This window comes from Mycobacterium sp. Root265 (assembly GCF_001428895.1).
Taxonomy (GTDB): domain Bacteria; phylum Actinomycetota; class Actinomycetes; order Mycobacteriales; family Mycobacteriaceae; genus Mycobacterium.
Window position 1 is genome coordinate 125,709 of sequence record NZ_LMJA01000012.1, and the last position, 23,720, is coordinate 149,428.

The window sequence follows — 23,720 nt, forward strand, 5'->3', positions numbered from 1 at the left end:
GTTTCGGCGCTGACCACCGGGGTAACCCCAGACCATGGAGTCAGCCCACTTCACCCAGGTCACCGTGCGCGTCGACGGCACCGACCGCACGGTGCGCATCGACAACCGCACCACCCTGCTGGATCTGCTGCGTGAGCACCTCGGCGTGACCGCCCCCAAGAAGGGGTGCGACCACGGCCAGTGCGGCTCGTGCACCGTCCTGATCGACGGCCGCCGCGCCACCACCTGCCTCGGGCTGGCGGTGGCCCATGATGGCGCGGAGATCGTCACCGCCGCCGGCCTCGGCGAAGACGATGCGCTGCACCCCGTCGCCCAGGCCTTCCTGGACCACGACGGGTTCCAGTGCGGGTACTGCACGCCGGGACAGATCTGCTCGGCAGTCGGCATGCTCGACGAGGTCAAGTCCGGCGCGCCCAGCCACGTCACCGAGGATCTGGAGGCCACCCCCGAACTCACCGACGAGGAGATCCGGGAACGCATGAGCGGCAACCTGTGTCGTTGTGCCGCCTACCCGAACATCGTCGACGCCATCCAGACGGCGGCACGATGATCCCCTTCGACTACCACCGCGCCACCAGCGTCGAGGACGCCGTCACCACCCTGGCCGAACATCCCGACGCCATGTTCCTGGCCGGCGGCACCAACCTGGTCGACCACATGAAACTCGGTGTGGCACAACCCTCCCTGCTCGTCGACGTCGGCCACCTCTTCCCGCTGCAGGACATCGAGGTGCTGCCCGACGGATCACTGCGCATCGGCGCCGATGTCCGAAACGCCGATCTCGCTGCGCACCCGGTGGTCCGCGGCAGCTACCCGGTGCTGGCCCGCGCCCTGCTTTCCGGCGCGTCCGGTCAACTGCGCAACCTGGCGACCACCGGCGGGAACCTGTTGCAGCGCACACGGTGTGTGTACTTCCAGGACGTCACCACCCCGTGCAACAAGCGCGAGCCCGGCACCGGTTGCTCCGCCATCGGCGGCTACGTGCGCTACCACGCCATCCTCGGCGCCTCCGAGCACTGTGTCGCGGCGCACCCCTCGGACATGGCGGTGGCGATGACCGCCCTGGACGCCCAGGTCGTCTACGTCGATGCCGACGGGGACCACCGCCTGCCGATCGACGAGTTCTACCGGCTGCCCGGCGACGCACCCGACCGCGACACCAACCTGCCGGCCGGCGCGCTGATCACCTCGGTCGAGATTCCCGCCCCGCCCGCCGGTGCGCACTCCAGCTACCGCAAGGTCCGCGACCGCGCCTCCTACGCGTTCGCGCTCACCTCGGTGGCCGCCGAACTGGTCATCGACGACGGCACCATCCGCGCGGCCCGGGTCGCGCTCGGCGGGGCCGAACAGGCGCTCATCGGGTCATCGGCCGACGCGGAGACGTTCGAACGGGCCGCCGAGGCCGAACTGGAGCAGGCAGAACCCTTGGACGGCAACGAGTTCAAGGTGGAGCTGACCAAGCGGGCGATCGTGGCCACCCTGACCTCCGTCACGGAAGGACATCAGTGATGACGACGCTGGAACACCGCGTGATGGGCAGCACCGTCACCCGCCTGGACGGCCCGGCCAAGGTCACCGGCACCGCGCCCTACGCGTTCGAATTCGGCGTCGAGAACCCGGTCTATCTGCATCCGGTGCAGGCCACCATCGCCAACGGGCGCATCACCGCGATGGACACCTCCGCGGCCGAGGCCGTCGACGGTGTGACCGCGGTGCTCACCGTGTTCGACGCCCCGAAGCTCGCCGACGCCTCCAACGGAGACCTCGCGGTCCTGCAGGACTCTGCTGTGCACTACCGCGGCCAGCTGATCGGCGGGGTGATCGCCGACAGCGCCGAAACTTCCCGGCACGCCGCATCTCTGGTGCGCGTCGACTACGACGAAGACGTCGTCGACGCCGAACTGACCGCCGATCACCCGAAGCTCTACACCCCCGAGCAGGTCAACCCGGACTACCCGGCCGAGACCGCGCAGGGCGATGTAGAGGCCGCGCTGCGCGAGGCGGCCGTCGTCATCGACAACACCTACACCACCCCGCATGAGCACAACAACCCGATGGAACCGCACGCCTGTATCGCGTTGTGGGACAACGACGAGCTGACCTTGTGGGATTCCACCCAGGGTGTGCACGCCGCGCTGAAGGAGATCGCCACGGCGTTCGGCCTGGAACCCGAGAAGGTGCGGGTGATCGCCAAGAACGTCGGCGGCGGGTTCGGCTCCAAGGGCGCCCCCCATTCGCACAATGTGCTGGCCGTGATGGCGGCGCAACGACTTCCGGGCCGGCACGTGAAACTCGCGCTGACCCGCCAGCAGATGTTCGACGTCGTCGGCTACCGCACCCCGACCATCCAGCATCTGCGTCTGGGCGCGCTGCCCGACGGCAGCCTGACCGCCATCAGCCATGACGCGATCGAGCAGACCGCGACGGTCAAGGAGTACGCCGAGCAGACCGCGACCCCGACGCGGATGATGTACGCCGCGCCGAACCGCAAGACCTCGCACAAGCTCGCGCCGCTGGATGTGCCGGTGCCGTTCTGGATGCGCGCTCCCGGCGAGTGCCCCGGCATGTTCGCCCTCGAGGTCGCGATGGACGAGCTTGCCGTGGCCTGCGATATCGACCCCATCGAGTTGCGGATCCGCAACGAGCCGCCCGTCGATCCGGAGACCGGCAACCCGTGGTCCAACCGCAGGCTCATCGAGTGCCTGCAGACCGGGGCCGAGCAGTTCGGCTGGGCCGACCGCGACCCCAAGCCCGGGAACCGTTGCGAGGGCGAGTGGTTGATCGGCTCCGGCGTCGCGTCCGCGGTGTATCCGGCGATGCTGATGCCCGGCAACGCCGCCCGCATCGAGCACCCCGCTCCGGGCCGGTACGTCGTGCAGATCGGCGCGGTCGACATCGGTACCGGCGCCTGGACGGCGCTGACGCAGATCGCCGCCGACGCGCTGGGCGTGGAGCTGTCCGCGATCGAACTGCAGATCGGTGACACCGCCCTGCCGAGCGCCTCGGTGGCGGGTGGCTCGTCGGGCATCACATCCTGGGGCCGGGCCATCGTCGCGGCGGCCCGCGCGTTCCGGCATGACCACGGCGATCATCCCGAGGTCGGCGTGCACACCACCGCCGACGCCACCGATGAGAACGAAGAGGCCGAGAAGTACGGGATGTACTCGTTTGGTGCGCATTTCGTGGAGGTGCGGGTCAGCCGGTTCACCGGCGAGGTACACGTGTCCCGGATGCTGGGGGTGTTCTCGGTGGGCCGGGTGATCAACCCGGCGACGCTGCGGTCACAGCTGATCGGCGGCATGACCATGGGGCTGTCCATGGCGCTGCATGAGGACAGTGTGCGTGATCCGCGCTTCGGGCACATCGTCACCCGCGACTTCGCGAGCTACCACATCAGTTCGCACGCCGACGTTCCGGCGATCGAGGCCATCGCGCTGGATGATGTCGATGAGCACGCCAATCCGATGGGGTCGCGCGGCGCCGGAGAGATCGGCATCGTCGGCTCCGCCGCGGCAGTGGCCAACGCGGTCTTCCACGCCACCGGGGTGCGGGTGCGCGATCTGCCCATCACCTGCGACGCCTTGATCTAGGGAGCAGCCATGTTGGTCGACGGGATCAATCACGTCGCGGTCATCACCAAGGACATCGACCGTCTCAAAGCGTTCTACGCCAGCGTGTTCGACGCCGACATCGGGCCGACCAACCCGCACGGCGAGAACGGCGACGAGACGATGACCAACATCCAGATCGGCCCGCACACCGCGTTGAATGTGTTCACCATCGCGGGCAATGCCGAGCCGGACCGTCAGACCCCGATGTGGGGACGCGGCCGGCTGGACCATTTCGGTCTGCAGGCCGCGTCCCGCGAGGCGTTCGACGCCATCGTGGACCGATTGGTCGAACACGACGCCAGCGACGGCACCGTGAACGACTTCGGCTCCATGCTCAGCGTGTTCTTCCGGTCCCCGGATGGGCTGGAGGGCGAGGTCCTCGTCGCGAAGTAGGGCTACTCGCTCTCGGCGCCCACCGCGACGGGCGCCCGCAGCTGCGGGTAGGGCAGGTCGATGCCGTTCTCGTCGTAGGCCCGCAGGATCTCGCGACGCAACCGGCGCTGCACCGACCACTGCGCGTTCGGCTTGGTCTTCAGGGTGAGCCGCAGCGTCACCTGGTCCGAGGACATCGTCTGCACGCCGAGCATCTCCGGCTCGCCGATCACTTTGGCGGCGATGGCCTCGTCTTTGATGGCTTCCCGGGCGGCTTCCAGCGCTACTTTTTCGGCTTCGTGCATGTCCGCGTTCAGCGCGACGGGCACCTCGATGCGGGCGACGGCGTAGTCCTGGCTCATGTTGCCGACGCGGGCGATCTCGCCGTTGCGGACGTACCAGAGCGTGCCGTCGATATCGCGCACGGTGGTGATGCGCAGGCCGACGGATTCCACCTCACCGGTGGCCTCGCCCAGGTCGACGGTGTCGCCGACCCCGTACTGGTCTTCCAGCAGCATGAACACACCGGTCACGAAGTCACGCACCAGGTTCTGCGCACCGAAACCGATGGCCAGGCCGACCACACCGGCCGAGGCGATGAACGGCGCGATGTTCACCCCGAACACGTTGAGGATGGTCAGCACTACCCACACCAACAGCACGATCGAGACGGTCGATTTCAGCACCGAGCCGATGGTCTGCGCGCGCTGCTGGCGCCGCGCGGCCACCTTGGCGGCATTCGCCGAACCGGAGCGCTCCCGCAGATTGCGCAGCAGCGGTGGCTTCTTCGATGAGGATTCACCGGCATCGGGCTGGGCTTCGGCGACGATCTTCGGGTTGCGGCCGGTGGTGGCGCGGTCGATGGCGCGGTGGATCAGGTAGCGGGCGATCAGGGCGATGATCAGGTACGCGGTGACTCTGATGGGCACTTCCACCAGCCAGTGTTTATTGGTGTCGGTCCATTCGAAAGCAACGTTGTACACATCCATGTCTTGGCCCGTACCCGAATAAACGGGGGGTCAATCCGGGCCTTCAGCCCATCGGTGCGGTGCCGTCGGCGGACGCGGGGGCGTTCTCACTGCTCACACCAGCCACGCACGCCGCATGAGAAAAGGCCTTCGCCTTGCGTACCGCGTAGTGGCAATGATCTACTTCACAACTAGAACACGTTCTAGTTACATCATGAACGTGCGCGAAAAGTACCGGTGCGCTGGGGGTTTTCGGGGGTTGCACCTCTGGCGCTGCGTCACGGACATCCATGCTGCGGCAGCCCTTCCGAATGGTGAAAGGGCATTGATGACCTCAGCAACGGAGTCGACCAGTTTGAGCCGGGCCGGGGACGCGTTCCCGCCCTTTCCGTACAGCTGGTACGCGGTGGCGTTCGCCCATGAGCTCACCCCCGGCACGGTGCTGACCCGCCGTTTCCTGGACGGCGAGATCATCATCTTCCGCACCGACTCGGGCGCCCTCGCGGCGGCCGAACCGTACTGCCCGCACCTGGGCGCCCATATCGGCAAGCGCGGCTGGGTCGCCGGCGAAACCGTGGTCTGCCCGTTCCACGAGTTCAGGTTCGCGCCGTCGGGTGCCTGCATCTCCACCCCGACCGGTGAACCGCCGCGGGGCGCACGGCTGAAGACCCTGCCGGTGCGCAATCACCTGGGCATGATCATGGTGTATCACGGCCCGCCCGGAGCGGAACCGGCGTTCGACCTGGATCTGCCCGAGTCCGATCCGGGCTGGCATCCGATCGTCACCAAGAAGCTGCAGTTCAAGACCCACCCGCAGGAAGTCAACGAAAATGGGCTGGACCACGCGCATTTCGCGACGATCCACAAGTTCCGCGACTTCGTGGTACCCAAGCCGATGGAGATCGACGGGCCCCGTATCTACACCGAATACGGCGGCACCAAACCCGTCCCGCTGATCGGCGGGATCAGCTTCCACTTCGAATCGGTGCTGGTGGGCCTCGGCTTCTCCCTGGTCGAGATCGCCATTCAGGGCGGTTTGAACGTGCGCCAGATGGTACTGCCCACCCCGGTTGCCGAACGCCACGTCGACATCTACATCGGCATCAGCGCCAAGAGACGTTTCCGCAACACGGTGCTGCGTGCGCTGGCGTCCCCGATCGAGAAGCTGATCGGCTGGATCGTGCTGCAGGTCGTCGCCTACGAGGTGCAGCGCGACCAACTCATCTGGGATGACAAGGTTTATCTCGAACACCCGAAGCTGACACCCGGTGACGGGCCGATCGGCAAGTATCGGCACTGGGTGCGACAGTTCTACGCCGCATGAGCGGCCTCGCGACGGACCGCGCCGAACGGGTCAGCGGAATGGATGCCTGGCAGCTGTACCAGGAGACCGCGCTGCAGGTCGGCAATGGCATGTCCCTGGTCCTGGTGGACCGCAGTTCGGTGCCGGGCAATCTGCGCGAGCACGTGGTGTCATTGCTGGCCGGCCGGATTCATCTGATGCCGGCCTACCGCAAGGTGCTGTTCGATCCGTGGTTCAACCCGGACCGGCCGATGCTGGTCACCCGCCCCGAGGTCGATGTATCCGCACATGTCACCGCGCTGCCGATGCCCGCACCCGGCGGCGCGGTGGGTGCGGCCAGGGCGCTGGCGCAGGTCCGGGCGACGCACCTGGATCGCCGGGAACCGTTGTGGCACATCTACGTGATCGAGGACGGCGACAGCGATCACGCCTATCTGATCTCGGTGATCCACCATCTGCTCGTCGACGGCGATTCGGCGATGGAGGTCGTCGGCTGCCTGATGACGCCCGGCGACCTGTCCGGCAAGCCCGCGAAGACCGTCGCGCTGTCCTCGTCGTTCCCGGCGCACCCGTCGGCGATCGTGCGGGATGCCCTGCAGCGCAAGGGCCGACGGCTGCGGCGGATGCCGAAGCTGCTGGCCACTTCGGCGCGGGTGACACGCAGCAAGTGGGCGGCCCGGCAGCTGGAGGTCAAGGCGCCCAGAACCTCGCTGAACTGCTCACTGTCGGGAACATCGACGGCCGCCGCGGCGGCGCTGCCGATGGACGACCTGCAGGCCGTGGCCAAGACGCATGCGGTGACCGTCAACCACATCCTGCTCGCCTGCGTGGGTGCGGCGCTGAGTGAAGTACTGACCCGCCGCGGGGAACGCCCGACGGCTCCCCTGGTCGCGGCGGTCCCCTACGCCATGCGCGCCGCGGACCAGTCGGATTACATCACCGACGGGGTCGGCACCACCACCGTGCTGCGGGTCAACCTCAACACCACCATCGGCGACCCGGTGCAGCGCCTGCTGGCCATCGCCGAGCATGCCCGCGCGGTGAAGGCGGTGCAGGAACAGCGCGGGGTCAACCTGTTCCGGCAGTGGAACGAGTACGCGCCCGGGCGCGCGGTCAACCTGTTGTTCCGCGCCATCGAGCGGTTCGGCCTGGCCGAGCGGATCTCGTGGCCGTGCAACGTGATCGTGTCCAATGCCAGCGGTATCGCCGTGGACAATCCGGTGTTCATGAATCTGCCCGCGTTGCAGTTCTTCCCGGCCGGCCCGCTCTATCACGGGATGGGTCCCAGTGTGATCGCGATGTCCTGGGATGACAATCTGTGCCTGTCGGTGACGGCGGATTCCCGCCATGTCGCCGATGCGGCCGCCATCACCGCCGGGATCGAGGCCGAGCTGGCGCGGCTGGTGGCGTCGACGCGCTAACCGTCGAGCCGCGCACGCACCGCCTCGTAGGTCGCGGCGTCGAAAGCCACCAGCCTGACCTCTTCGACACGGGTATCCGCGGCAGCGATGGTGTCGATGGCCGCGGCGATGGCGTCGTCCTTGGGCCAGCCGTAGATTCCGGCGCTGATCAGTGGGAAAGCGATTGTGGTGGCTCCGAGTTCGTCGGCGACCTGCAGGGACCGGCTATAGCAGGATTCCAGTAGCTTTCGGTCGCGTTGACCTGCGGAGTAGTTGGGTCCGACGGTGTGGATGACCCAGCGGGCGGGCAGGTTGCCCGCGGTGGTCCAGCCGGCGTCCCCGGTGGCCAGACCGTCGGGGAAGCGTCTGATGCAGTCCTGCAGGACGTCGGGGCCACCGGCGCGGTGGATGGCACCGTCGACGCCTCCGCCGCCGCGCATGGCGTTGTTGGCGGCGTTGACGATGGCGTCCACGTTCTGCCGGGTGATGTCGCCGTGTACGGCGGTGATGTTCGGCATGGTGTCAGTATGCGCTTCGCTACGCGACGGGCTGCGGTGTCTCCGCCTGCGCCAACGCCAGCACTTCCTCGGCCGACGGTGGGCTGGGCGCGTGATAGGACAGGCACCACGGCGCGACGACGCGGTGGAATGCCTCCCCCTCGGTGGCGACGTAGAAGTTCCCGGCCCGCAGGCGGCTGATGTCGGGCACCAATCCGCCCTTGGCCCTGGCCATTTCCTCGGCGGTGCCGATCTGCACCGGCGAGTTCAGCAGCCCGTAGAACTGGGTGGTCGCGTTGCCCGGGATCTGGTTGTGCAGGCCCTTCGGGGACTGGGTGGCGAACACCAGGCCCAGGCCGTACTTGCGGGCCTGCGAGGCCAACGCCAGCGTGCTGCGGGTGCTGGCCGTGGTGCCGCGCGACGGCGCGAGGGTCTGCGCCTCGTCCATCACCAGCAGCCCGCCCAGCGGCCGGTCCCCCGCCGGGTTGCGTTTGATCCAGGCAAACAACGCCATCTGCAGCTGGTTGACGAAGCCCTGGCGTTGCTCGTCGGATTGCAGGCCGATCATGCTGATCACCGACACCCGGGCGCGTTTGCCGTCGGAGGGGGTGAGCAGCACGCCGGGGTCGACGGGCTGTCCGGCGCCGCCGAACATGGGGTCGTTGACCATCGCGGCGCGCAGGTCCTGGGCCATATCGGCGGCGATACGACGGCCGTCGGCCAGGTTGCTGACATCGTCGGGCAGGTCGGCGAGCATGTCGATGAACCCGTCCAGCGTCGGCGCGGGTTGACGGCCGTACTGCTGCAACGCTTCCCGCAGCACCGCGCGGGACCGGTTGGCCTTCTGCGTCTGCCCGGCGATCAGCGCGCGGGGTTCCAGGGCGGCGCAGGCCGATTCGACGGCGTCGTTGTACTCGTCGCGGTCATCGACGACGCTCGGGAAGTCGGGCAGCGGCTGGAATGCCAGCGGGCGGCCGTTGGAGCGGCGCGGGGTCCAGATGACGACCTCGGTGTTGTGCAGATAATCCTGGGCGCGGGCATCGTCGGAGCGCCGCCACCCACTGGGCAGCTCCGGCCAGGCACTGCCGAGGCGGGACAGGTCGTTGTTGGGGTCGAGCACGATCGAGGACACCCCGCGCAGCGCGCATTCCTCGACCAGGCGGCGGATCAGCACTGTCTTGCCCGATCCTGAGCCGGCGAAGATGGCAATGTGCTTGCGCAGCAACGCCAGATCGACCGCGACGGTCTCGTCGGTGTGCAGGTCGATGCCGAGCGGGATCTGGGTGTCGGACACCTGGGTTTCCGGCAACGGCTCCGCTTCGGGCTCCGGCACCGGCTGCTCAGTGACCGCGGCGGCGGGCGCCTCGAATTCCAGCGCCTCCTGCAGCAGCACGATGCCGTGGGCGGGCCGGCGTTCGCGCAGCCAGTCCGTCAAGCCGTGCACGTCCTCGGCGATCAGGTCGCGCAGCGCGGCCATGGTGCGGATGTCGTTGTCCGACAACGCCAGGGTGCGCCCACCGGCGGCCTTGACCTCGTCGATCAGGTTCTGCGTCTTGGGTCCGCTCGGCCAGGGATGGTTGCGCAGCAGGAACAGTCCGCGCCGGTCCGATCCGGAGCCCAGACCCGTTGCGGCGTAGGTCTTCTTGATGCGGTTCTGGGCGGCGACGGCGTTGGTGGCGCCGACCGCGCGGAACGCCCAGTGCCGTTCGTCGTCGGTGGCCGAGTCGATGGTCTGGCGTAGCCGGGCGTGCAGCACCACGTGCGAGCCGGGCGGCGGGTCGCATTTGTAGGACTGGTCATCGCCGTGTTCGACGATCCACGCCGTCAGCGCGGCGTTGAGCAGCGCGGGTACCGCGGTGTCCTCGCCGTCCGGGTCCAGGGCGGCGGCGGTGACCGCGCGGCTGCGGTATTCGGCGAAGCGGCGGTCGATATCGTGGTCGACCGGTACTTCGTTGTCGGGCTTCGGATCCGACGGTTTGGGGACCGCCCCGAAGCGGGAGATCTCGATGACCTCGCGGCGCAGCAGGCAGTCGCGGACGTGTTTGTCGGCGCGGATCAGCAGCTGGCGCGGCGTGTGCCCGGCGGCCCCGTCGAAGGCCGCGGGCAGGATCGGCCAGCTCGGATACGGCGGCGTGAACCCGACCGAGGCGTAGCTGGCGGCGAACCGGCGTTCCAGGATGGCGCGGCCGATATCGGCGCTGGGCAGCGGCGCCAGCGGTGCGGTGACCCGGAACCGGTCGGACACACTCGCGGTGGCGCGGTCGCGGATGCGTTCCCACGCCGAGGGCAGGCAGGCCACCACCGCGACGGTGCGCCGCATGGACTGGCGCAGCGACATCAGCCCGTGGGCGACCTGCTCGAGCACGCCGTCGGCGTCGGGTCCGGCCTCGTCGGTGCGCGTCGAGGTCTGCGCGAGCAGGGTGTCGATCTGGTCCAGCGCCAGCACCGCGGGTCCGGCGAGTGCGGTCAGCCGGGCGATATCGCGCACGCACTGCTGCGCGGACGGGCTGGTGCCGCGCAGCCGCCAGGCCTGACGGTCTTCGGCGCCGACTTCCTCGCTGGCCTGCAGGTAGGCGTCACCGATATCGCGGGCGCCAAGATCGTTGGCGGCCAACAACACCAGGGCGCGCAGGGTCTGGTGGCAGTCGCGAACGTCGGGGCGCGCCTTGGCCAGGGTGTTGACGAAGTCGTCGAGCACCTCGGGTTCAAGGTCTTCGTCGCCGATGATGGCGCGGCGGTCGGCGCGGGAGACGTGCGCGATGGAGGACAGCTCCCACAGCAGGTCCTTGAGCTGGGTCTCGCGGTTCTCGCCGGGGCGGCCGAGGCTTTCCAGGACGCCGCTGCGCACCGATTCCCAGAAGCTGGCGGCGTCGAGCAGTTCGACGACGAAGAAGAACCCGCCGCTTTCCTGGACGCGTTCGCGGATCTGGCCGAGCAGGTGGGTCTTGCCCGAGCCGGCCTGCCCGCGGATCGCGACGCCCAGCGGGGCTGTGTCGGGGTCGCGCAGCGCGTCGCCGAACGCGTCCATGACGTCCTCGATGGCGCGCTCGTTGAGGCCGTCCACGTGGGTGGCCTGCGGGCGCCACAGATCGTCACTGGTGGGCGCCCAGGTGAGGCGAAGCGCGGCGAGCGCGTCGCGATGTGCATCCTGCATTAGCTCTCGATGCTAATCAGATGCTTGGCCTGATTGCCGACTTCCAGCGCGGCGGCGCGGTCTGCCGGGGTGAGGACCTTCTGGTTTTCCTCGGGAATGAGGCTGATGGCGCCGGTGCGGTACAGCTCGCCGAGCGCGTCGTCGATGTCGGTGCGGGGCAGGTCATCGAGGTGTCCGCGCAGTGTCGTCAGCGCGACCCAGGCGCCGGGGCGGGCGGTGAGCGCGGTGTAGGCGTCGCGTATCCGGTCGGCGGGGCGGCTCGGCGTGTCGGGCCAGAAGACGTCGGCCAGGCTCAGGTCCGCGCGCTGCAGGTAGCGCTGGAAGCCGTTGAGGACGGTGGCCAGGGTCTTGGCGGGCCCGGTGGCGCCTGCGGGCGGGCCGGCGCTCAGGATGTCGCGGCACACCCGCCAGCCGCGGTCGGTGAGCTCGTGCACGAAACGGCCACCGGTGCGGTCGGATTCGATCAGTCCGAGGCTATTGAGCTTGTCGCGACCGGTTTTCTCCAGCCGGGGGCCGAGCGCGATCAGTTCGGGGTTGGGCACCGGGCGGGATTCGGCCATCAGGACCAGCAGCACAGCGCGCTCGGTGCCGGTCAGGTCTGCCGGGGTGACACTCACGGCTTACAACGTAGCGGGATGTGCGTGGCGCGTCAGAGCGAGCGGGTGGTCAGTTGAAGCGGCCGATGATCGGGATGCGGTCCAGGATGCGGTCACGCAGCCGCGGCTCCTGCACCGCGGGCACCGACGGTTGCAGCGGGGCGGGGGCGGCGGCCGGGGGCGGCAGCGGTGCGGGCGCCGCGGCCGGCGGTGGTGGTGGCGCCGGGGCGGCTGGGGCGATGTTGAGGGTCCTAGCCATCTCCCGGGACGCGCGCGGCGGTGCCTGGATGAGCGGCGCGGGCGGCGGGGTGGCTTCCACAGCGGCCACCGGGCGTGGCGGCGGTTCGGGTGCCTCCGGGGCGGTCAGCGCGACCGACAGCGAGACGACGAAGACGACGGCCGCGGAGCCCGCCGCGACGGCGAGCGCGCCGACCCGGGTGATGCGTTTCTTGGTCTCGGGGGCTTCGGGCGTGTTGGCAGCGAGCGCGGAGGCCAGGGCGGCGCCGCGGGTGAGCGCGAAGTCGGCTTCCGTGGCGGTGATGACCGGGCGGTCGGTTTCCTCGGCGACGGCGGCGACGAGGTCGTCGGGGTCCTGCGAGCCCAGGATGTAGACGGCGTCGGGGCTGGGGCGGGCGGCGCGCACGATGGCGCGGACCCGGTCGTTGAGGGTGGCGGCGTCTTCGTGGTCGATGTGCTCGACGTGGATCTCGAATCCGTCGACGGTGGCGACGACGGCCCCGTCGGGTTCCACGACACAGACGACCAGGAAGTCCTGTCCGGCGATGTCGGCGATACCGCGGGCCAGGGCTGCGGTGGCCTCGACATCGCGGACGGCGACGACGGGTGCACCGCCGGCGTAGGCGTCGAGGGCCTCGCGGACCTTGACGGCCTCGGATTCGGCGTCGTGTGACCAGGTGATGCCCACGGCGCGCAGGTCGGCGTCGGCCGGAAGCTCGGCCAGAAAGTCTTCGATGTGGTCGGCGTCCACGACGGCGCGGTCGATCGGCTGGCCCTCGCCGGTGGCGCCGTCGACCAGCTCGCCGTGGATGTCCTTTGAAGTCACCGAAAGGCCCAGTACGAGGCTCATTGGGGTCCCCCTGATCCGTCGTCCATTGGGGTTGAGGTTACCCGGGTGCGTCGCGAAGTATCCCGGTGAGTTGTTGCGGGGTCACACTGGTCACCCGCGTTGCCGCGAAAAAGACGGGTCCGCCGGTGCCCACCTATGAGCGACAAATGAGCGACAACTTGATGCTGGGAGCGATCGGGTTGACACACTTTTCGTCCGGAATCGATCACGACACCAGCTCCGATCGGATGTACAGCAGTTTGAGTGGTGATTGTTCGCACGACCGTCTAACCGGCTTTCGCGAGGAAAACCTCCATGCCTGAAGGCGATGAAACGCTCTCGGTCATGCACCCGGTTCGAACTTCAGCGGTAACGCCTGCTCATCGGCGCCCTGCTCGTGAAGCGCTTCAGACCAGCGCCGATATTCGGCCTCATGGGTTGCGCCAATCCGCTTGCCTTCGTCCGTGATTCGAAGCCACAGCGTCCACGGCCAGCCCGCGCGGTCGGCAAATGTGTCGATGTAGTCTGCGGATAAGCGCTCGATAGACTCAGCCAAGTCAGACGTCCACGGCTCGAAATGTGCGCCGTGATAACGCAGGTCACCCGGTTCGGCCAAGCCATCGCGGATCAGCGCAGCCACAAGCGCCAACGTCTTGCGTTGGACCTCTGCGAGCGGATCCGACACATTCTCGAAGGCGACATGGCGGTGCGCGTCCCAAAGCTTCACCCAGTCGTACTGGCCTTCGACAAGGAGCTTCTCGCGCGCAGAAAGCATCCCGACCCTCGCCTTTCTCGACGTCGAGAGCATAGCGAACAGGCTCAACCCCAGACACGATTGAGATCACTCGTCGCAGCAAACTTCTGCGAGTTCCGGCGTTATGCAGACACCACCGAACTGCGCCGGAATTCTGCGGCGAACCCGTCGGCGATCCCGGCCGCCCGGCGACGGTATTCGTCAAAGTGCAAGTCCTGGTCGCCGCGCTGATGCCGTGACGCCAGACGCGCCAAGGCATCGGCACCCTCGTTCAGCGGTTCGCCAGAGTGGCCGGGTGCCCAGCGCACGTCGATCCGTTCCCGATCGACATGGATCTGGCGTCGGGCGGCCTGCAGCGGACCATCCGCCGGGTACTCGACCGGCACGGTGGTATCGCCGCCCTTCCAGCGGTCCACCATGGCGACGGCGTCCTGGCTGTCGGACACGATCGACAGCCTTCGGCGTGTCAGTTCACACACGGCGTCACCGATCGCAAGAAGCTCGGAAACCAGGACCGGTTGCCTACCCACCGTGGTGAGCGATGAGCGGTATCCCGCCATGCCGTAATGCCCGGTGCAGGACAACCACGCGAAGCCGGCGTGCTTACCGCGCACCGAGCCGTCGGTGGCGACCGTCATCGGTTCCCGATCCACCGGAAGCGACACCACCGGCGCGGACGGGCTGTGTCGCAGTCGTTCCACCGCGGCGTCCACCAACGGCTGTTCCGAGGTGTCGGGACGTTCGATCCACCAATGGATCTGGTGGGGCTGCCGCCACAGCGGGCTGCTCCCTTTGAGGTTCACCAGAAACCGCATCCGCAGGTGCTTCCCGTGCTCGGCGCGGATGCGGGCGATGGCCTCCAGCAGCGCGGCCTCCTTGGTGGGCACGGCGATGAACCCAGACCAGGTCTTCAACTCCCCGATCGCGGCGTAGCGGTAGCCGAAGTCCACTGCGGCGACGGCGATTGCGATCGTCTCGGGGGGGGCGCGGGCGGGCGAAGGCGAGGTCGACCGGTTTGGGTCGAGCTCGCGGCAGCGGCGCCATCTACCCGCAATCCGGTGGCAGGTACTGACCATGCACTCCGCGCGGATCACCCTGTTGGTAGAGCTTGTCCTCATGCTCGGCGCGCTGCGCGAGCATGTCGCGCTGGAACTGCTCGTGGCGCACCTGTTCCTCACGCTGCTGCGCGCCTTTCAGCGCCCAGAATCCGACACCGGCCAGCACGCCGATCACCGCGAAAACGGCGAGCAGCCAGGGGTGTTGGGCGATCAGACCCATCAGGAAGAACCCGCCGAACACCGCCAGCGCGATCAGCGGACGCCAGTTCGCGGTGCGCACGGTCGCCCCGGTGCCGGCGACCGCCACCGATGACGATCCTCCCCCGCCGAAGATGGCGGCCAGGGCCCAGATCGGCAGCCACAGTCCGCAGGTGAACACGGTCAGCACCAGATGCAGACCGTGGCTGGTACCGCCGTTCGATACCGCGACCGCCACGGCCTGTGCCGGCGGCGCCGGGACAGCAGGCGGGGTGGGCGTGAAGTGCTGGGTCCAGCGGTGGCCGTCGTGATAGCGCTGACCGGCCGGATCCGGGTACCAACCGGGGTGTGTGCTCATGGTGTCCTCCGTCGATTCGCTTCGTGCTCAAGCGAGCCGGACAGAATGACAGAGCCCACCGACAAGTTCGGCTGGGAGCCGCAGGACCGTCAGGAGCGACGTCTGGGTCCGTCGAGGTAGTAGCCGATCAGGTACGCGATCGGCGGAAGCAGGAAGACCGGGATGGAGCTGACGACGATCAGCGCAAGCTGCACCCACCGTCGGCGGGCGATCGGGAAGCCGTCATACGAGTCGATGAACCCGGTACCGGCTAGCAATACGACCGGCAATGCCGCAACGCCGAGCGTCGCGCCAGACATCCCCAGCACGAGTGCGCTCACTCCAGCACATACGCTGGCAACCGCCATTAGCCACCACTGCGCGTCGGCGGTTACCTGGCCGCGGTACGAGTCCGGCGGCGGGATCACCGGAGGCGCGGGACTGCCATCGGGGAGCGGATCAGGTTGAGTTCGAGCGATCCAGAACGAGTAAATTCGCCCGCCGATTTTGAGATATGAAGTACGGAAGTAGGCAAAACAAGCGGCTGCCGCGAGACAGACGGCCAGCACCACCCCGACCATACGCCAGCCAGGTTCGATGAATGCGCATGCCATCAACGCTGCTCCGAAAAGCCAACTCGCCCAATATACTCGGCGCTGCCAACGGACATTTGGAATGAAGCCGAGCGTGCAGAGACCTGCCAGCGCAATCGCGCCTCCGGCACCCAACCAATACACGGGCGGCACTCCTCCGAGATCAGCGATCAAAAGTCGAACCGATCTGTGCACCACCGGCTTTAAAGACTTCCCCGAAGATCAGTCCTCCCGTTATTGCTCCAACAAACGCGCCGCCTGGACCCAACGCCAAGCCACCGAGGAATCCGACCCCAGCGCCGCCACCTGCCCCACCGGCCAGACTGCCGGCTAGGCCACCAAAAGTCTTACCCGGGGCAGCGCCGTTGAGAACGTCGTCGAGTGCAAAAATGGATTCGCCCGCTATTCCTGCGGCGCCGAGTACTCGTCCGAGGCCCGAAATGGCCTTCAGATCCGCTGTCGAATAACGCTCCCATGGCAGCGAGTGCTTGCCGTCCGATAGGGCACCGTCCAGTTGCTTGATCTCACTCAAAGGTCCCGCGGTCGCGGCGATATCCCTCAGGGTTGCACCCTGGGCCATAGCTTGAGCAACGTCCGTAGCGGCACCGCGTGACAATCCTTGATTTTCAAGCCCTTTGACCATCGCATCCATTGCAACAACCCGCGCCTGCGCTTCCTGCTGATCCATCCAGGCGGTGGCCTCATCTGGAGTCATCGGCGGCATTGTGGGCGTGCCTTGCTCGAGTTGTCGCTGCCATTCCTGTCGCACCAGTGCACGCCGCTGCGGATCGGCGCCGAGAACAGGGTCGGGAGGTAGGCTCCCCGCGGGCACTCGCGATGTCTGGAAATCGTCCAGTCGCTCACCCGCGAGATTCACCGCCGACGGATCGGACGCCGGGTTCTGAATGGTGTCGTAGTCACGAAGACGGGCGGCGGCAGCCGCTCGCGCGGGCGTCATCGGACCACCGCCGTTAACCAGAGCAAGATCCGCAGCCCGTTGTTGGAAGTTGTAGTCGGCCGCTTCCCCTTGCGCAGCGTCGGTACCGCTGACGCCATCGCCGTCGGCCGCATCTACAGCGTCGGGCAAATATCCCGCAGCACGCATGCTGTCCATTGCGCTCGCCAATTCGGCGGCATACGTGGCACGCGAGTTCCCAATGCTCGAGAGCGCATCACGGACTTCCTGGACAGCCATGTTCCTCAACGGCGCGATGTTGTTCTCGTCCACGACGACGCCATCCTGCTCGACGGCGGCGGCAATCGCATCGTCGATCCGCTGGAGGCTCGCTTCGAGTTCTTGGATTGTTGAGTGTGACGACTGCTGGGTCTCGGCCAGCGCGGCCGATATGTTGCCAAGGTCGACCGCTACCCGCGCAAGCTCTTCTTTGTCCAGGTTCAGCGACGCCGTAGCTCGAGTCACTTCTTCTGAATCGTTGATCGGGTGGCCACCACCGTCCTGGCGGTCCCACGCTGCCTCAAATCGCCGCTTCGCTTCGTTGAACTCTTGGCTCGTGTCGCCCATGCAGACACCGGCGTCGTGGAAGGCGGTCGCGAGCTCGTTGATCTGGCCGGGCGACCCACTCTGGACGGTATCGTCAAGCTTCCACGGATCACCACCGGCACGCTCAATCAGGTGTCGAACGTTGAGGTAAGAAAGTTCCACGAGCTAACTGCTCGCTTCGACGGCAGCCCCATCTATCAAGGTGGCGCTATCGCTGTCTTCATCAGTGAACATGCTGGCAGCGGCCACTGACTTACTGGCTAGCTGCGCAAAAGTCGTTTGGTACGCACTCATGTTGTTCGCGTAGACAGTCTGGGCCTGTGACAGTCGACGATGGAACGTCGCGGCCTCGTCAAAGTCGCCGAAGATGTTCGCTGGTAGTTGAGTAGCGGTGAGACTTGCCGCGCCCCTTCGGGCAATCGCGCCAGCGCTGTCGGAGAAGTCAGCACCCATCCGAAGCAGATCCGCATCGACAATCATTTGGCCCCCTCAGTCCGTGGCAAATACTACTAGCGGCGGACTACGGCACCACGCACCAATTTCATGACTTCTTTACCCGGCTCAACATCGCCTCGACCAGACGAATCGCACTTTCTGCTGCCCGACCGCGATCCGCCGGGTCGTCGTACACCAGCTCGACCTCCACCATGCAATCCTGCGACACTCCGAGCGCGCGCCCGACCACCACCGGGGAGCCCTCGTCGCTCGTGACCGTAATGACAGCGGAAGCAATTCTGTCTACGAGACGGACATCTGAGATTGCGTCCCGCATGTCCACTCCACCGAATGCCGTCACCACTGTCCTGCCGGCACACGCTCGCCATTGGTCAGCAAATCGTTTGAAGGTTTCCTCGGCATTGCGGGGTGAGTCGAACGCGGCTGCGCCGTACGTGGCAGCCGACTCCGAGGCGAAAGTGACGGCAACCAAGGGAGCCGAACCGTATGCGTCGGTTTCCAGAGGCGACACGACACCGATGCAGTCGCGCTCCGCGACTTCCCGGCTCTCGATAAATGTGTTCCGCAGCCTTTTACCGTTGCGGACCTTCGGCGGTCCGTCGACTGTCACCCGGTAGCCCAGCGCCTCAGAAAGCTCGGAGTCGGTCGGCAGCACCGCCGTCAACCACGCAAAAGGCTCCTGCACCTGAGTCTGCGTTGATTCAGCCGATGACGTTCTGGTGTTAGGCGTTGACGTTCCGTCGACTGGAGTCGAGCAGCCGACCAGAAGAACGACGCCAGCCGCAGCCGCAGTCGCGCGACGCAGTGCATCTCCCGTAATCATCAAAGAGATGACCTGTCCATCATCAACCCCACCCCGTCTTTACCCGACCCCAACCGCTGCCAAGGCTAACCGAGGTTCAGCGGCGGCAGTCTCATGGTGTCGGCAGGAAGTACCCATCGTCGGACTATTTCGTCAGCCGTTGCGCACTGTTGCAACTAAGGTGATTACTCGCGGCCTGACCTCTGCGTGCGCGTGCGAAGCAGAACTACATGGTCAGAGCCAGCAGCACACCATCGACGCTGTACCGGCCCACCGCCCGCGATGTACTCGCCAATGACTCTGATCGCCCGCAGCGGAACATGATGGCTCACAGGGGCCTAACCGAGGCTGCCCGCAATCCGCCGTGCCGCTTCGACGAGCGCTTCTGCCGATCGCCGCGCCCTCTTCCGTTCGGTCGCCGTGGCCGACTCGTGCGTGTAAGCCACTTTGGACTTCACGCCGAGCAGCGTGCTGAGATGCCGCTCCAGGGTGTCGTCAGCCTGCCGCAGCAACGCCACCGCTTCGTGGTGATTCTCGCCGATTGCGTACCTGCCCAACCGCGAGCAGCAGATCGCGTCTGAAGCAGCTATCCCGGCAAGGACATACAGGTTGACCGCCGCGTCCGACATGTCCTGTTCGACGATGTCTGCAGCGTCGAGGAATTCACCCGCCTTGCGGAGTCGTCCGGCACCGAATCCGTCTGGGCAATCACGGCTTCGTCCGACCACGTTCAGTTTCCTGCCTTCTCCGCCAGCCTCAGTTGTCGAAGCAGCCAGGCTCGTTCACCGGCGACCGTCAACCCATGATCGACCACGTCGCGGAACACCGACTCCCGCGCAAGACCGGGAAGGTCCGATCTTTGAAACTCGACAACTCGCGCATCGTTTCCAGTCCACTTCGTCACCGTGGCGGACAGATCAGCCACCTGCTGAGACCACAACATGTCATCCGCCTCATCGTCGCCGACAAGCAGAAGGTCGATGTCGCTGTCAGCACTCATCGTTCCGCGCGCCACTGAGCCGAAAACTGCCGCGTACAAGGGGGGCTGCGCCCAGGCCGACAGAAGTTCCTCTAAAGACGTCAGGAAGGTCGATCGGATTCGCGCCAACTGCAAGATTGGCCCAGCAGCCAGGTGGTCGACGTTGAAACGGTAGGCGAATGTCCGGCCCACTCGGTCAGCCGTCACGATCCCTTGATTCACCAGTCGCGCAAGCACTTTCCGAATGCCCTCTTCCGAGAAATCACCAAGAATCCGGTGGATCTGCCCCGTCGTGAACGCGGCATTGTGCGTAGCGAGCACTGTCAGGACATCTCCGTCCAGTGCGGATGTCACGGTGGCGAGGGGGCTGCCCAGGTCCATCACAACCCCTTTCGCCCAACTATCGTTGGCTCATCCCAACTATAGTTGGGTTATTGCATCGCCGCCACCCCTGGACGTCGGACGGCAGAAGTTAGCTTCGTCGCCGAAACAGCTCCGCCGGCCGTCCGCGACCGACCGCGACCCGATCACCGGTGGCATCCAACTGCGACTCCATGGCGCGCCGGAAGGTGTCGCGCTGCAGTTCCCGTCCCTCGACCGCCTCGTGTACCAGGCGCAGATCCCGCAGCGTGAACACTTCCCCGAGCAGGTGATCGGGATCCGGCGCCGACGCGTAACTCTCACGCGCGTCCTCGACGGCCAGGTCGATGATTTCGGCGTGGTCGTAGACCAGTCGGCCGGGCGCATCCACCGGCACCAGCCGGGTCGCGTCGGTAAGGCGCGTCGACAACCTGCCGGCAGGAACCACCGCGACGTGCGCGACCGACAACACCCAGCCTCGGTCGTCGCGGCCGAGCGCGTCGAAAACGTGGAGTTGGCGGGGCGCCAGCCCGTGAATGCCCGTCTTGTCGGCCAGCGAGCGCTTCACCGCGTCGGCGAGCGTCTCCCCCTCGTGTAGAAACGTGCCCGGTAGCGCCCAGCCTCTGCCCTTCGCGCGACGGACCTGCAGCACGGCCAGGCCCAGGTCGGGATCGGGTGTGAGGACCGCGGTGTCTACGGCAACGGAAGGTCGCGGATAGTCCGCAAGGGCCCGCCCGCTGCTGTTCAGAGCATTTTCGTTGGCCATGTCAGTGCCTCAGCGTACAGTTAACCCTCAATTATCGCAGATTTGCGCAAATCAAGGGGGCTGCTATGACATCACGCAATGATCGAGCCGAAGGTGTCCTGTTGGGCACCGCCGCCGGCGATGCCTTGGGTGCGCCGTATGAGTTCCAGCCGCCGCGCGGACCCCAACTGCCCGTGGAGATGGCAGGCGGCGGGCCGTGGGAGCCGGGCGAATGGACCGATGACACCGCGATGGCCATCGCGATCGCGGAGGTCGCGGCCACCGGTGTCGATCTGCGCGACGAGGCGGCGCAGGACGCCATCGTCGCGCGCTGGTACGACTGGTCGCGGACCGCCAAAGATGTTGGGATCCAGACCCGGTCCGTACTCAACCGGTGCGGAGGCGCCTCGGCTGCGAGGGCACGAGAAGCCGCCCACACGGTACATGCCCAGACGGGGCGTTCCGGTGGCAATGGCTCGTTGATGCGCACCGCCCCGGTCGCGCTGGCCTACCTCGACGACGAGGACGCCATGGTCGAGGCGGCGCGGGCGATCAGCGGGCTGACGCATTTCGATCCGGAGGCCGCCGACGCGACGGTGTTGTGGTGCTGCGCCATCCGGCATGCGGTGCTCACGGCCGAGCTGGAAGTCCGGATCGGGTTGCCGCACATCGTTGCCGAACGTCGTGAGGCCTGGCGCGACCGGATCGAGCAGGCCGAGCGGTCAGTGCCGTCAGACTTCCCGAAGAACGGCTGGGTGGTGCAGGCGCTACAGGCGGCGTGGTCGGCGATTGTCACCACTCGAAGGGACGGCGGACCCGAACATCTCGCGCGGACGCTCGATGCGGCTGTGCGTTGTGGTTTCGACACCGACACCGTCGCGGCGATTGCCGGCGGCCTGATCGGCGCGGCGTACGGCGCGTCGGCGGTCCCTTTGCAGTGGCGGCATCTGCTGCACGGCTGGCCAGGCATGACCGCGCGAGGCCTCGTCCGACTGGCCGCGACCATCCAAACGGCCGGCAGGACGCCGGCGCAGCCGGACTACACCGGGTATCGCACCGGCGCGTTGGCGGTGCATCCGCATGACCCGGGTGTGCTGATCGGCGCCGTCGGCGCGTTGCGGGAGCTGCCGGCCGGGGTGGATGCGGTGGTATCGCTGTGCCGGATCGCCGACCGGGACGTGCCGGTGGGCATGCCGCATGTGGAGGTGCGATTGATCGACAGCACCGAGCCGGATGACAACCCGCACCTGGACTTCGTCCTACTCGACACGGTGCGCACCATCGAAGCCCTTCGCGCCCAGGGCCGCACCGTGCTGGTGCACTGCGTGGAGGCACTCAGCCGCACACCGACGGTCGCCGCGCTGTACGGCATGCGACGTGGCGCTGACGGTGCGCTGACAGATGTGTTGGCGGTATTGCCGAACGCGAATCCGAACCCGGTGTTCCGGGAGGCAGTGTGGCGGTTGAGCCCGGCGGTGCTACCCCGATGAGCACGATCCTCCCGTATTGGGAGTTCACGGCACGCCAGGATGATCCGGTCACCTGCCCTCAGTGCGGGTGGGTCGGGCCGCCCAGCAGAGGCATGGAGCAGCACCGCGACCTGCTCGATGTCACCTGCCCGCAGTGCGGCACGATGCTTCTCATCATCCCGTTCCCGACCGCCGCCGACACACGCCAGGCCGCGGCGGCCGGAAATGCGAAGGCAATCGCAGAGATTCCCCGCATCGATGCGCAGGAGCAGCGGTGGCGCGAGGACTCGGCCACCGAGTTGCGCACGCCTGGCCAATTGCCGGAGATCGACGGTGACGAGCTCGTCATCGATTGGGACACCGACCATTCCGACACTGACCGGCCCGTCACCGTACTGCGCCACGGTGACCGCGAGTTGTGGCGGGAGGCGTGCTACTGGGAGGGGTATGGACGCTTCAACCAGGTTGCGAAGCTCTTGCGTCAGCGCTACGGCCGTCGGGTCGTCGAACTGCGGCCGACTTCCCGGAGCGAGATGCATCTCTACGGTGACCGGTGGGCCGTGGGCGGCTACCTCGACAAGGTCAATGCGGCGCTGCGGGGCGGGATCAATTCCGATGATCCGCAATGGCCTTCGTGGTGGTAACCCGACGGCCTGTACACCGGCCCCAACGCCGGGGGTTCCGTCCAGAAAAACGCGCAGCTGCCGGGTCGTCGTCAGCTCAGTTCCTGGTGGTCACCGAGTTCCGCACCAACGCGGTCGGCGCGCGGCTGATCGACCGACTTGAGCGGGCCGGCTACGACACCTCGCATCCCGCAGTCGGGCCGAAGGTGAACACCGTGCTGATCGCCGCGCGCATCGGCATCGAGCGATCCTGGGCGTTCAGCGAATCGCTCGACCCGCGACATCTGTGGTGCGCCGAGATCGACGGCGCCTACGTATGCGGGGTGTACATGCCGCAGAACACCGCGAAGCTCCCCTTCTGGGAGACGCTGATCCGGGACGCCACCACGAATGTCATCGACCTGTTGATCGGCGACTTCAACACCGGCACCAATGATCTCGACAAGGATCCGCGGGGAGCCAAGTTCATCGGACCGGAGATGCCCGGACGGCTGATCGCCTCGGTACACCGATATGTGGCGATCGCTGCATCCCGATGTCCGCGAGTACTCCTGGTTCAGCCGGCCCGGGGACAACGGCTTCCGGCTCGACTGTGTCTACGCAGGGCCGGATCTCGCGCAGCGTATCCGGTTCTGCGCGTTCGACCACGCCCCGTGCTTGGCGGGCGAGACCGACCACTCGGGCCTCGTGCCAGTAGTGAGCGACTGAAAAATGACCAGAATCAGAATCCGCAGTTATTGCGGATTCCGCATATTATGCGGTATGGTGGCACATGCCCAGCCGGTACGAACGCATCCGCGCAGACCTCACGCACGCCGAGACCGCTCCATCCGCAAACGAAGCGCTACAACACCTTCGGTCGGTCCTGACGCAGGTCG

General features: G+C 66.9%; 24 protein-coding genes. 9 read left to right on the forward strand and 15 right to left on the reverse strand.

Annotation, left to right across the window (positions count from 1 at the left end; genetic code table 11):
- Nucleotides 1–34: 34 nt before the first annotated feature.
- From ASE48_RS12815 to ASE48_RS12830, 4 genes are read left to right on the forward strand one after another with little or no spacing between them, the layout of a single operon-like run.
- On the forward strand, nucleotides 35–550 hold the full coding sequence (locus ASE48_RS12815; protein ID WP_057167471.1) for a 2Fe-2S iron-sulfur cluster-binding protein: 516 nt from the start codon (nucleotides 35–37) through the stop codon (nucleotides 548–550).
- Nucleotides 547–1,509: an FAD binding domain-containing protein gene (locus tag ASE48_RS12820; protein ID WP_057167472.1), complete on the forward strand. Its 963-nt coding sequence runs from the start codon at nucleotides 547–549 to the stop codon at nucleotides 1,507–1,509. Before ASE48_RS12815 ends, ASE48_RS12820 begins: the two co-directional genes overlap by 4 nt.
- Nucleotides 1,509–3,590 (forward strand): xanthine dehydrogenase family protein molybdopterin-binding subunit, encoded by a 2,082-nt coding sequence (locus tag ASE48_RS12825; protein ID WP_057167745.1) that lies wholly within the window; start codon nucleotides 1,509–1,511, stop codon nucleotides 3,588–3,590. Before ASE48_RS12820 ends, ASE48_RS12825 begins: the two co-directional genes overlap by 1 nt.
- Before the next feature lie 9 nt (nucleotides 3,591–3,599).
- Nucleotides 3,600–4,004, forward strand: coding sequence for a VOC family protein (locus ASE48_RS12830; protein ID WP_057167473.1), 405 nt, complete (start codon nucleotides 3,600–3,602; stop codon nucleotides 4,002–4,004).
- Nucleotides 4,005–4,006: 2 nt separating this feature from the next.
- On the opposite strand, the gene ASE48_RS12835 is transcribed toward ASE48_RS12830, so the two are convergent.
- Nucleotides 4,007–4,972, reverse strand: coding sequence for a mechanosensitive ion channel family protein (locus ASE48_RS12835; RefSeq protein WP_057167474.1), 966 nt, complete (start codon nucleotides 4,970–4,972; stop codon nucleotides 4,007–4,009).
- Nucleotides 4,973–5,279: 307 nt separating this feature from the next.
- Between ASE48_RS12835 and ASE48_RS12840 the strand changes: the two genes are divergently transcribed.
- Together ASE48_RS12840 and ASE48_RS12845 are read left to right on the forward strand one after the other, a co-directional pair.
- On the forward strand, nucleotides 5,280–6,275 hold the full coding sequence (locus ASE48_RS12840) for a Rieske 2Fe-2S domain-containing protein (protein WP_162264218.1): 996 nt from the start codon (nucleotides 5,280–5,282) through the stop codon (nucleotides 6,273–6,275).
- The gene (locus ASE48_RS12845) at nucleotides 6,272–7,675 is read left to right on the forward strand and encodes a wax ester/triacylglycerol synthase domain-containing protein (RefSeq protein ID WP_057167476.1); all 1,404 of its coding nucleotides are present in this window, start codon (nucleotides 6,272–6,274) and stop codon (nucleotides 7,673–7,675) included. The genes ASE48_RS12840 and ASE48_RS12845 overlap by 4 nt, the downstream gene beginning before the upstream one ends.
- Here the strand turns inward: ASE48_RS12845 and ASE48_RS12850 are convergent.
- The 14 genes from ASE48_RS12850 to ASE48_RS12915 form a co-directional block, all read right to left on the reverse strand.
- Nucleotides 7,672–8,172 carry an O-acetyl-ADP-ribose deacetylase gene (locus tag ASE48_RS12850; RefSeq protein WP_057167477.1) on the reverse strand — a complete coding sequence of 167 codons (501 nt, stop codon included), beginning with the start codon at nucleotides 8,170–8,172 and terminating at the stop codon, nucleotides 7,672–7,674. The two genes, ASE48_RS12845 and ASE48_RS12850, sit on opposite strands and share 4 nt — an antisense overlap.
- Before the next feature lie 19 nt (nucleotides 8,173–8,191).
- Nucleotides 8,192–11,305: a helicase HerA domain-containing protein gene (locus ASE48_RS12855; protein ID WP_057167478.1), complete on the reverse strand. Its 3,114-nt coding sequence runs from the start codon at nucleotides 11,303–11,305 to the stop codon at nucleotides 8,192–8,194.
- Nucleotides 11,305–11,922 carry a hypothetical protein gene (locus ASE48_RS12860; protein WP_057167479.1) on the reverse strand — a complete coding sequence of 206 codons (618 nt, stop codon included), beginning with the start codon at nucleotides 11,920–11,922 and terminating at the stop codon, nucleotides 11,305–11,307. Before ASE48_RS12860 ends, ASE48_RS12855 begins: the two co-directional genes overlap by 1 nt.
- 49 nt (nucleotides 11,923–11,971) lie before the next feature.
- On the reverse strand, nucleotides 11,972–12,988 hold the full coding sequence (locus tag ASE48_RS12865) for a DUF7159 family protein (RefSeq protein ID WP_057167480.1): 1,017 nt from the start codon (nucleotides 12,986–12,988) through the stop codon (nucleotides 11,972–11,974).
- A 322-nt stretch (nucleotides 12,989–13,310) separates the two neighbouring features.
- Nucleotides 13,311–13,775 (reverse strand): hypothetical protein, encoded by a 465-nt coding sequence (locus tag ASE48_RS12870; RefSeq protein ID WP_057167481.1) that lies wholly within the window; start codon nucleotides 13,773–13,775, stop codon nucleotides 13,311–13,313.
- A 68-nt stretch (nucleotides 13,776–13,843) separates the two neighbouring features.
- Nucleotides 13,844–14,671 (reverse strand): RNase H family protein, encoded by an 828-nt coding sequence (locus ASE48_RS12875; RefSeq protein ID WP_057167482.1) that lies wholly within the window; start codon nucleotides 14,669–14,671, stop codon nucleotides 13,844–13,846.
- Between the two features lie 94 nt (nucleotides 14,672–14,765).
- Complete coding sequence (locus tag ASE48_RS12880; RefSeq protein WP_057167483.1) at nucleotides 14,766–15,335, reverse strand: DUF2510 domain-containing protein; 570 nt, start codon at nucleotides 15,333–15,335, stop codon at nucleotides 14,766–14,768.
- An 89-nt stretch (nucleotides 15,336–15,424) separates the two neighbouring features.
- Nucleotides 15,425–16,051: a hypothetical protein gene (locus ASE48_RS12885; RefSeq protein WP_156409171.1), complete on the reverse strand. Its 627-nt coding sequence runs from the start codon at nucleotides 16,049–16,051 to the stop codon at nucleotides 15,425–15,427.
- Between the two features lie 19 nt (nucleotides 16,052–16,070).
- Nucleotides 16,071–17,570, reverse strand: coding sequence for a putative alpha/beta hydrolase (locus ASE48_RS12890; protein ID WP_057167485.1), 1,500 nt, complete (start codon nucleotides 17,568–17,570; stop codon nucleotides 16,071–16,073).
- Nucleotides 17,571–17,573: 3 nt separating this feature from the next.
- Nucleotides 17,574–17,888: a DUF2563 family protein gene (locus ASE48_RS12895; RefSeq protein WP_057167486.1), complete on the reverse strand. Its 315-nt coding sequence runs from the start codon at nucleotides 17,886–17,888 to the stop codon at nucleotides 17,574–17,576.
- Nucleotides 17,889–17,949: 61 nt separating this feature from the next.
- Nucleotides 17,950–18,549 (reverse strand): sensor domain-containing protein, encoded by a 600-nt coding sequence (locus ASE48_RS12900; protein ID WP_057167487.1) that lies wholly within the window; start codon nucleotides 18,547–18,549, stop codon nucleotides 17,950–17,952.
- Between the two features lie 455 nt (nucleotides 18,550–19,004).
- Entirely contained in the window at nucleotides 19,005–19,394 is a 390-nt protein-coding gene (locus tag ASE48_RS12905) for a hypothetical protein (RefSeq protein WP_057167488.1), read from the reverse strand.
- A 2-nt stretch (nucleotides 19,395–19,396) separates the two neighbouring features.
- Complete coding sequence (locus ASE48_RS12910) at nucleotides 19,397–20,026, reverse strand: nucleotidyltransferase domain-containing protein (RefSeq protein WP_057167489.1); 630 nt, start codon at nucleotides 20,024–20,026, stop codon at nucleotides 19,397–19,399.
- Nucleotides 20,027–20,117: 91 nt separating this feature from the next.
- Nucleotides 20,118–20,771 (reverse strand): NUDIX hydrolase, encoded by a 654-nt coding sequence (locus tag ASE48_RS12915; RefSeq protein ID WP_057167490.1) that lies wholly within the window; start codon nucleotides 20,769–20,771, stop codon nucleotides 20,118–20,120.
- 65 nt (nucleotides 20,772–20,836) lie between these two features.
- On the opposite strand from ASE48_RS12915, the gene ASE48_RS12920 reads away from it, so the two are divergent.
- The 3 genes from ASE48_RS12920 to ASE48_RS32145 all read left to right on the forward strand — a co-directional run bounded on the left by ASE48_RS12920 (nucleotide 20,837) and on the right by ASE48_RS32145 (nucleotide 23,711).
- Entirely contained in the window at nucleotides 20,837–22,240 is a 1,404-nt protein-coding gene (locus ASE48_RS12920) for an ADP-ribosylglycohydrolase family protein (protein ID WP_057167491.1), read from the forward strand.
- Nucleotides 22,237–22,863 (forward strand): hypothetical protein, encoded by a 627-nt coding sequence (locus ASE48_RS12925; protein ID WP_156409172.1) that lies wholly within the window; start codon nucleotides 22,237–22,239, stop codon nucleotides 22,861–22,863. The genes ASE48_RS12920 and ASE48_RS12925 overlap by 4 nt, the downstream gene beginning before the upstream one ends.
- 86 nt (nucleotides 22,864–22,949) lie before the next feature.
- Nucleotides 22,950–23,711 carry a hypothetical protein gene (locus ASE48_RS32145; RefSeq protein WP_200962138.1) on the forward strand — a complete coding sequence of 254 codons (762 nt, stop codon included), beginning with the start codon at nucleotides 22,950–22,952 and terminating at the stop codon, nucleotides 23,709–23,711.
- Nucleotides 23,712–23,720: the final 9 nt, after the last annotated feature.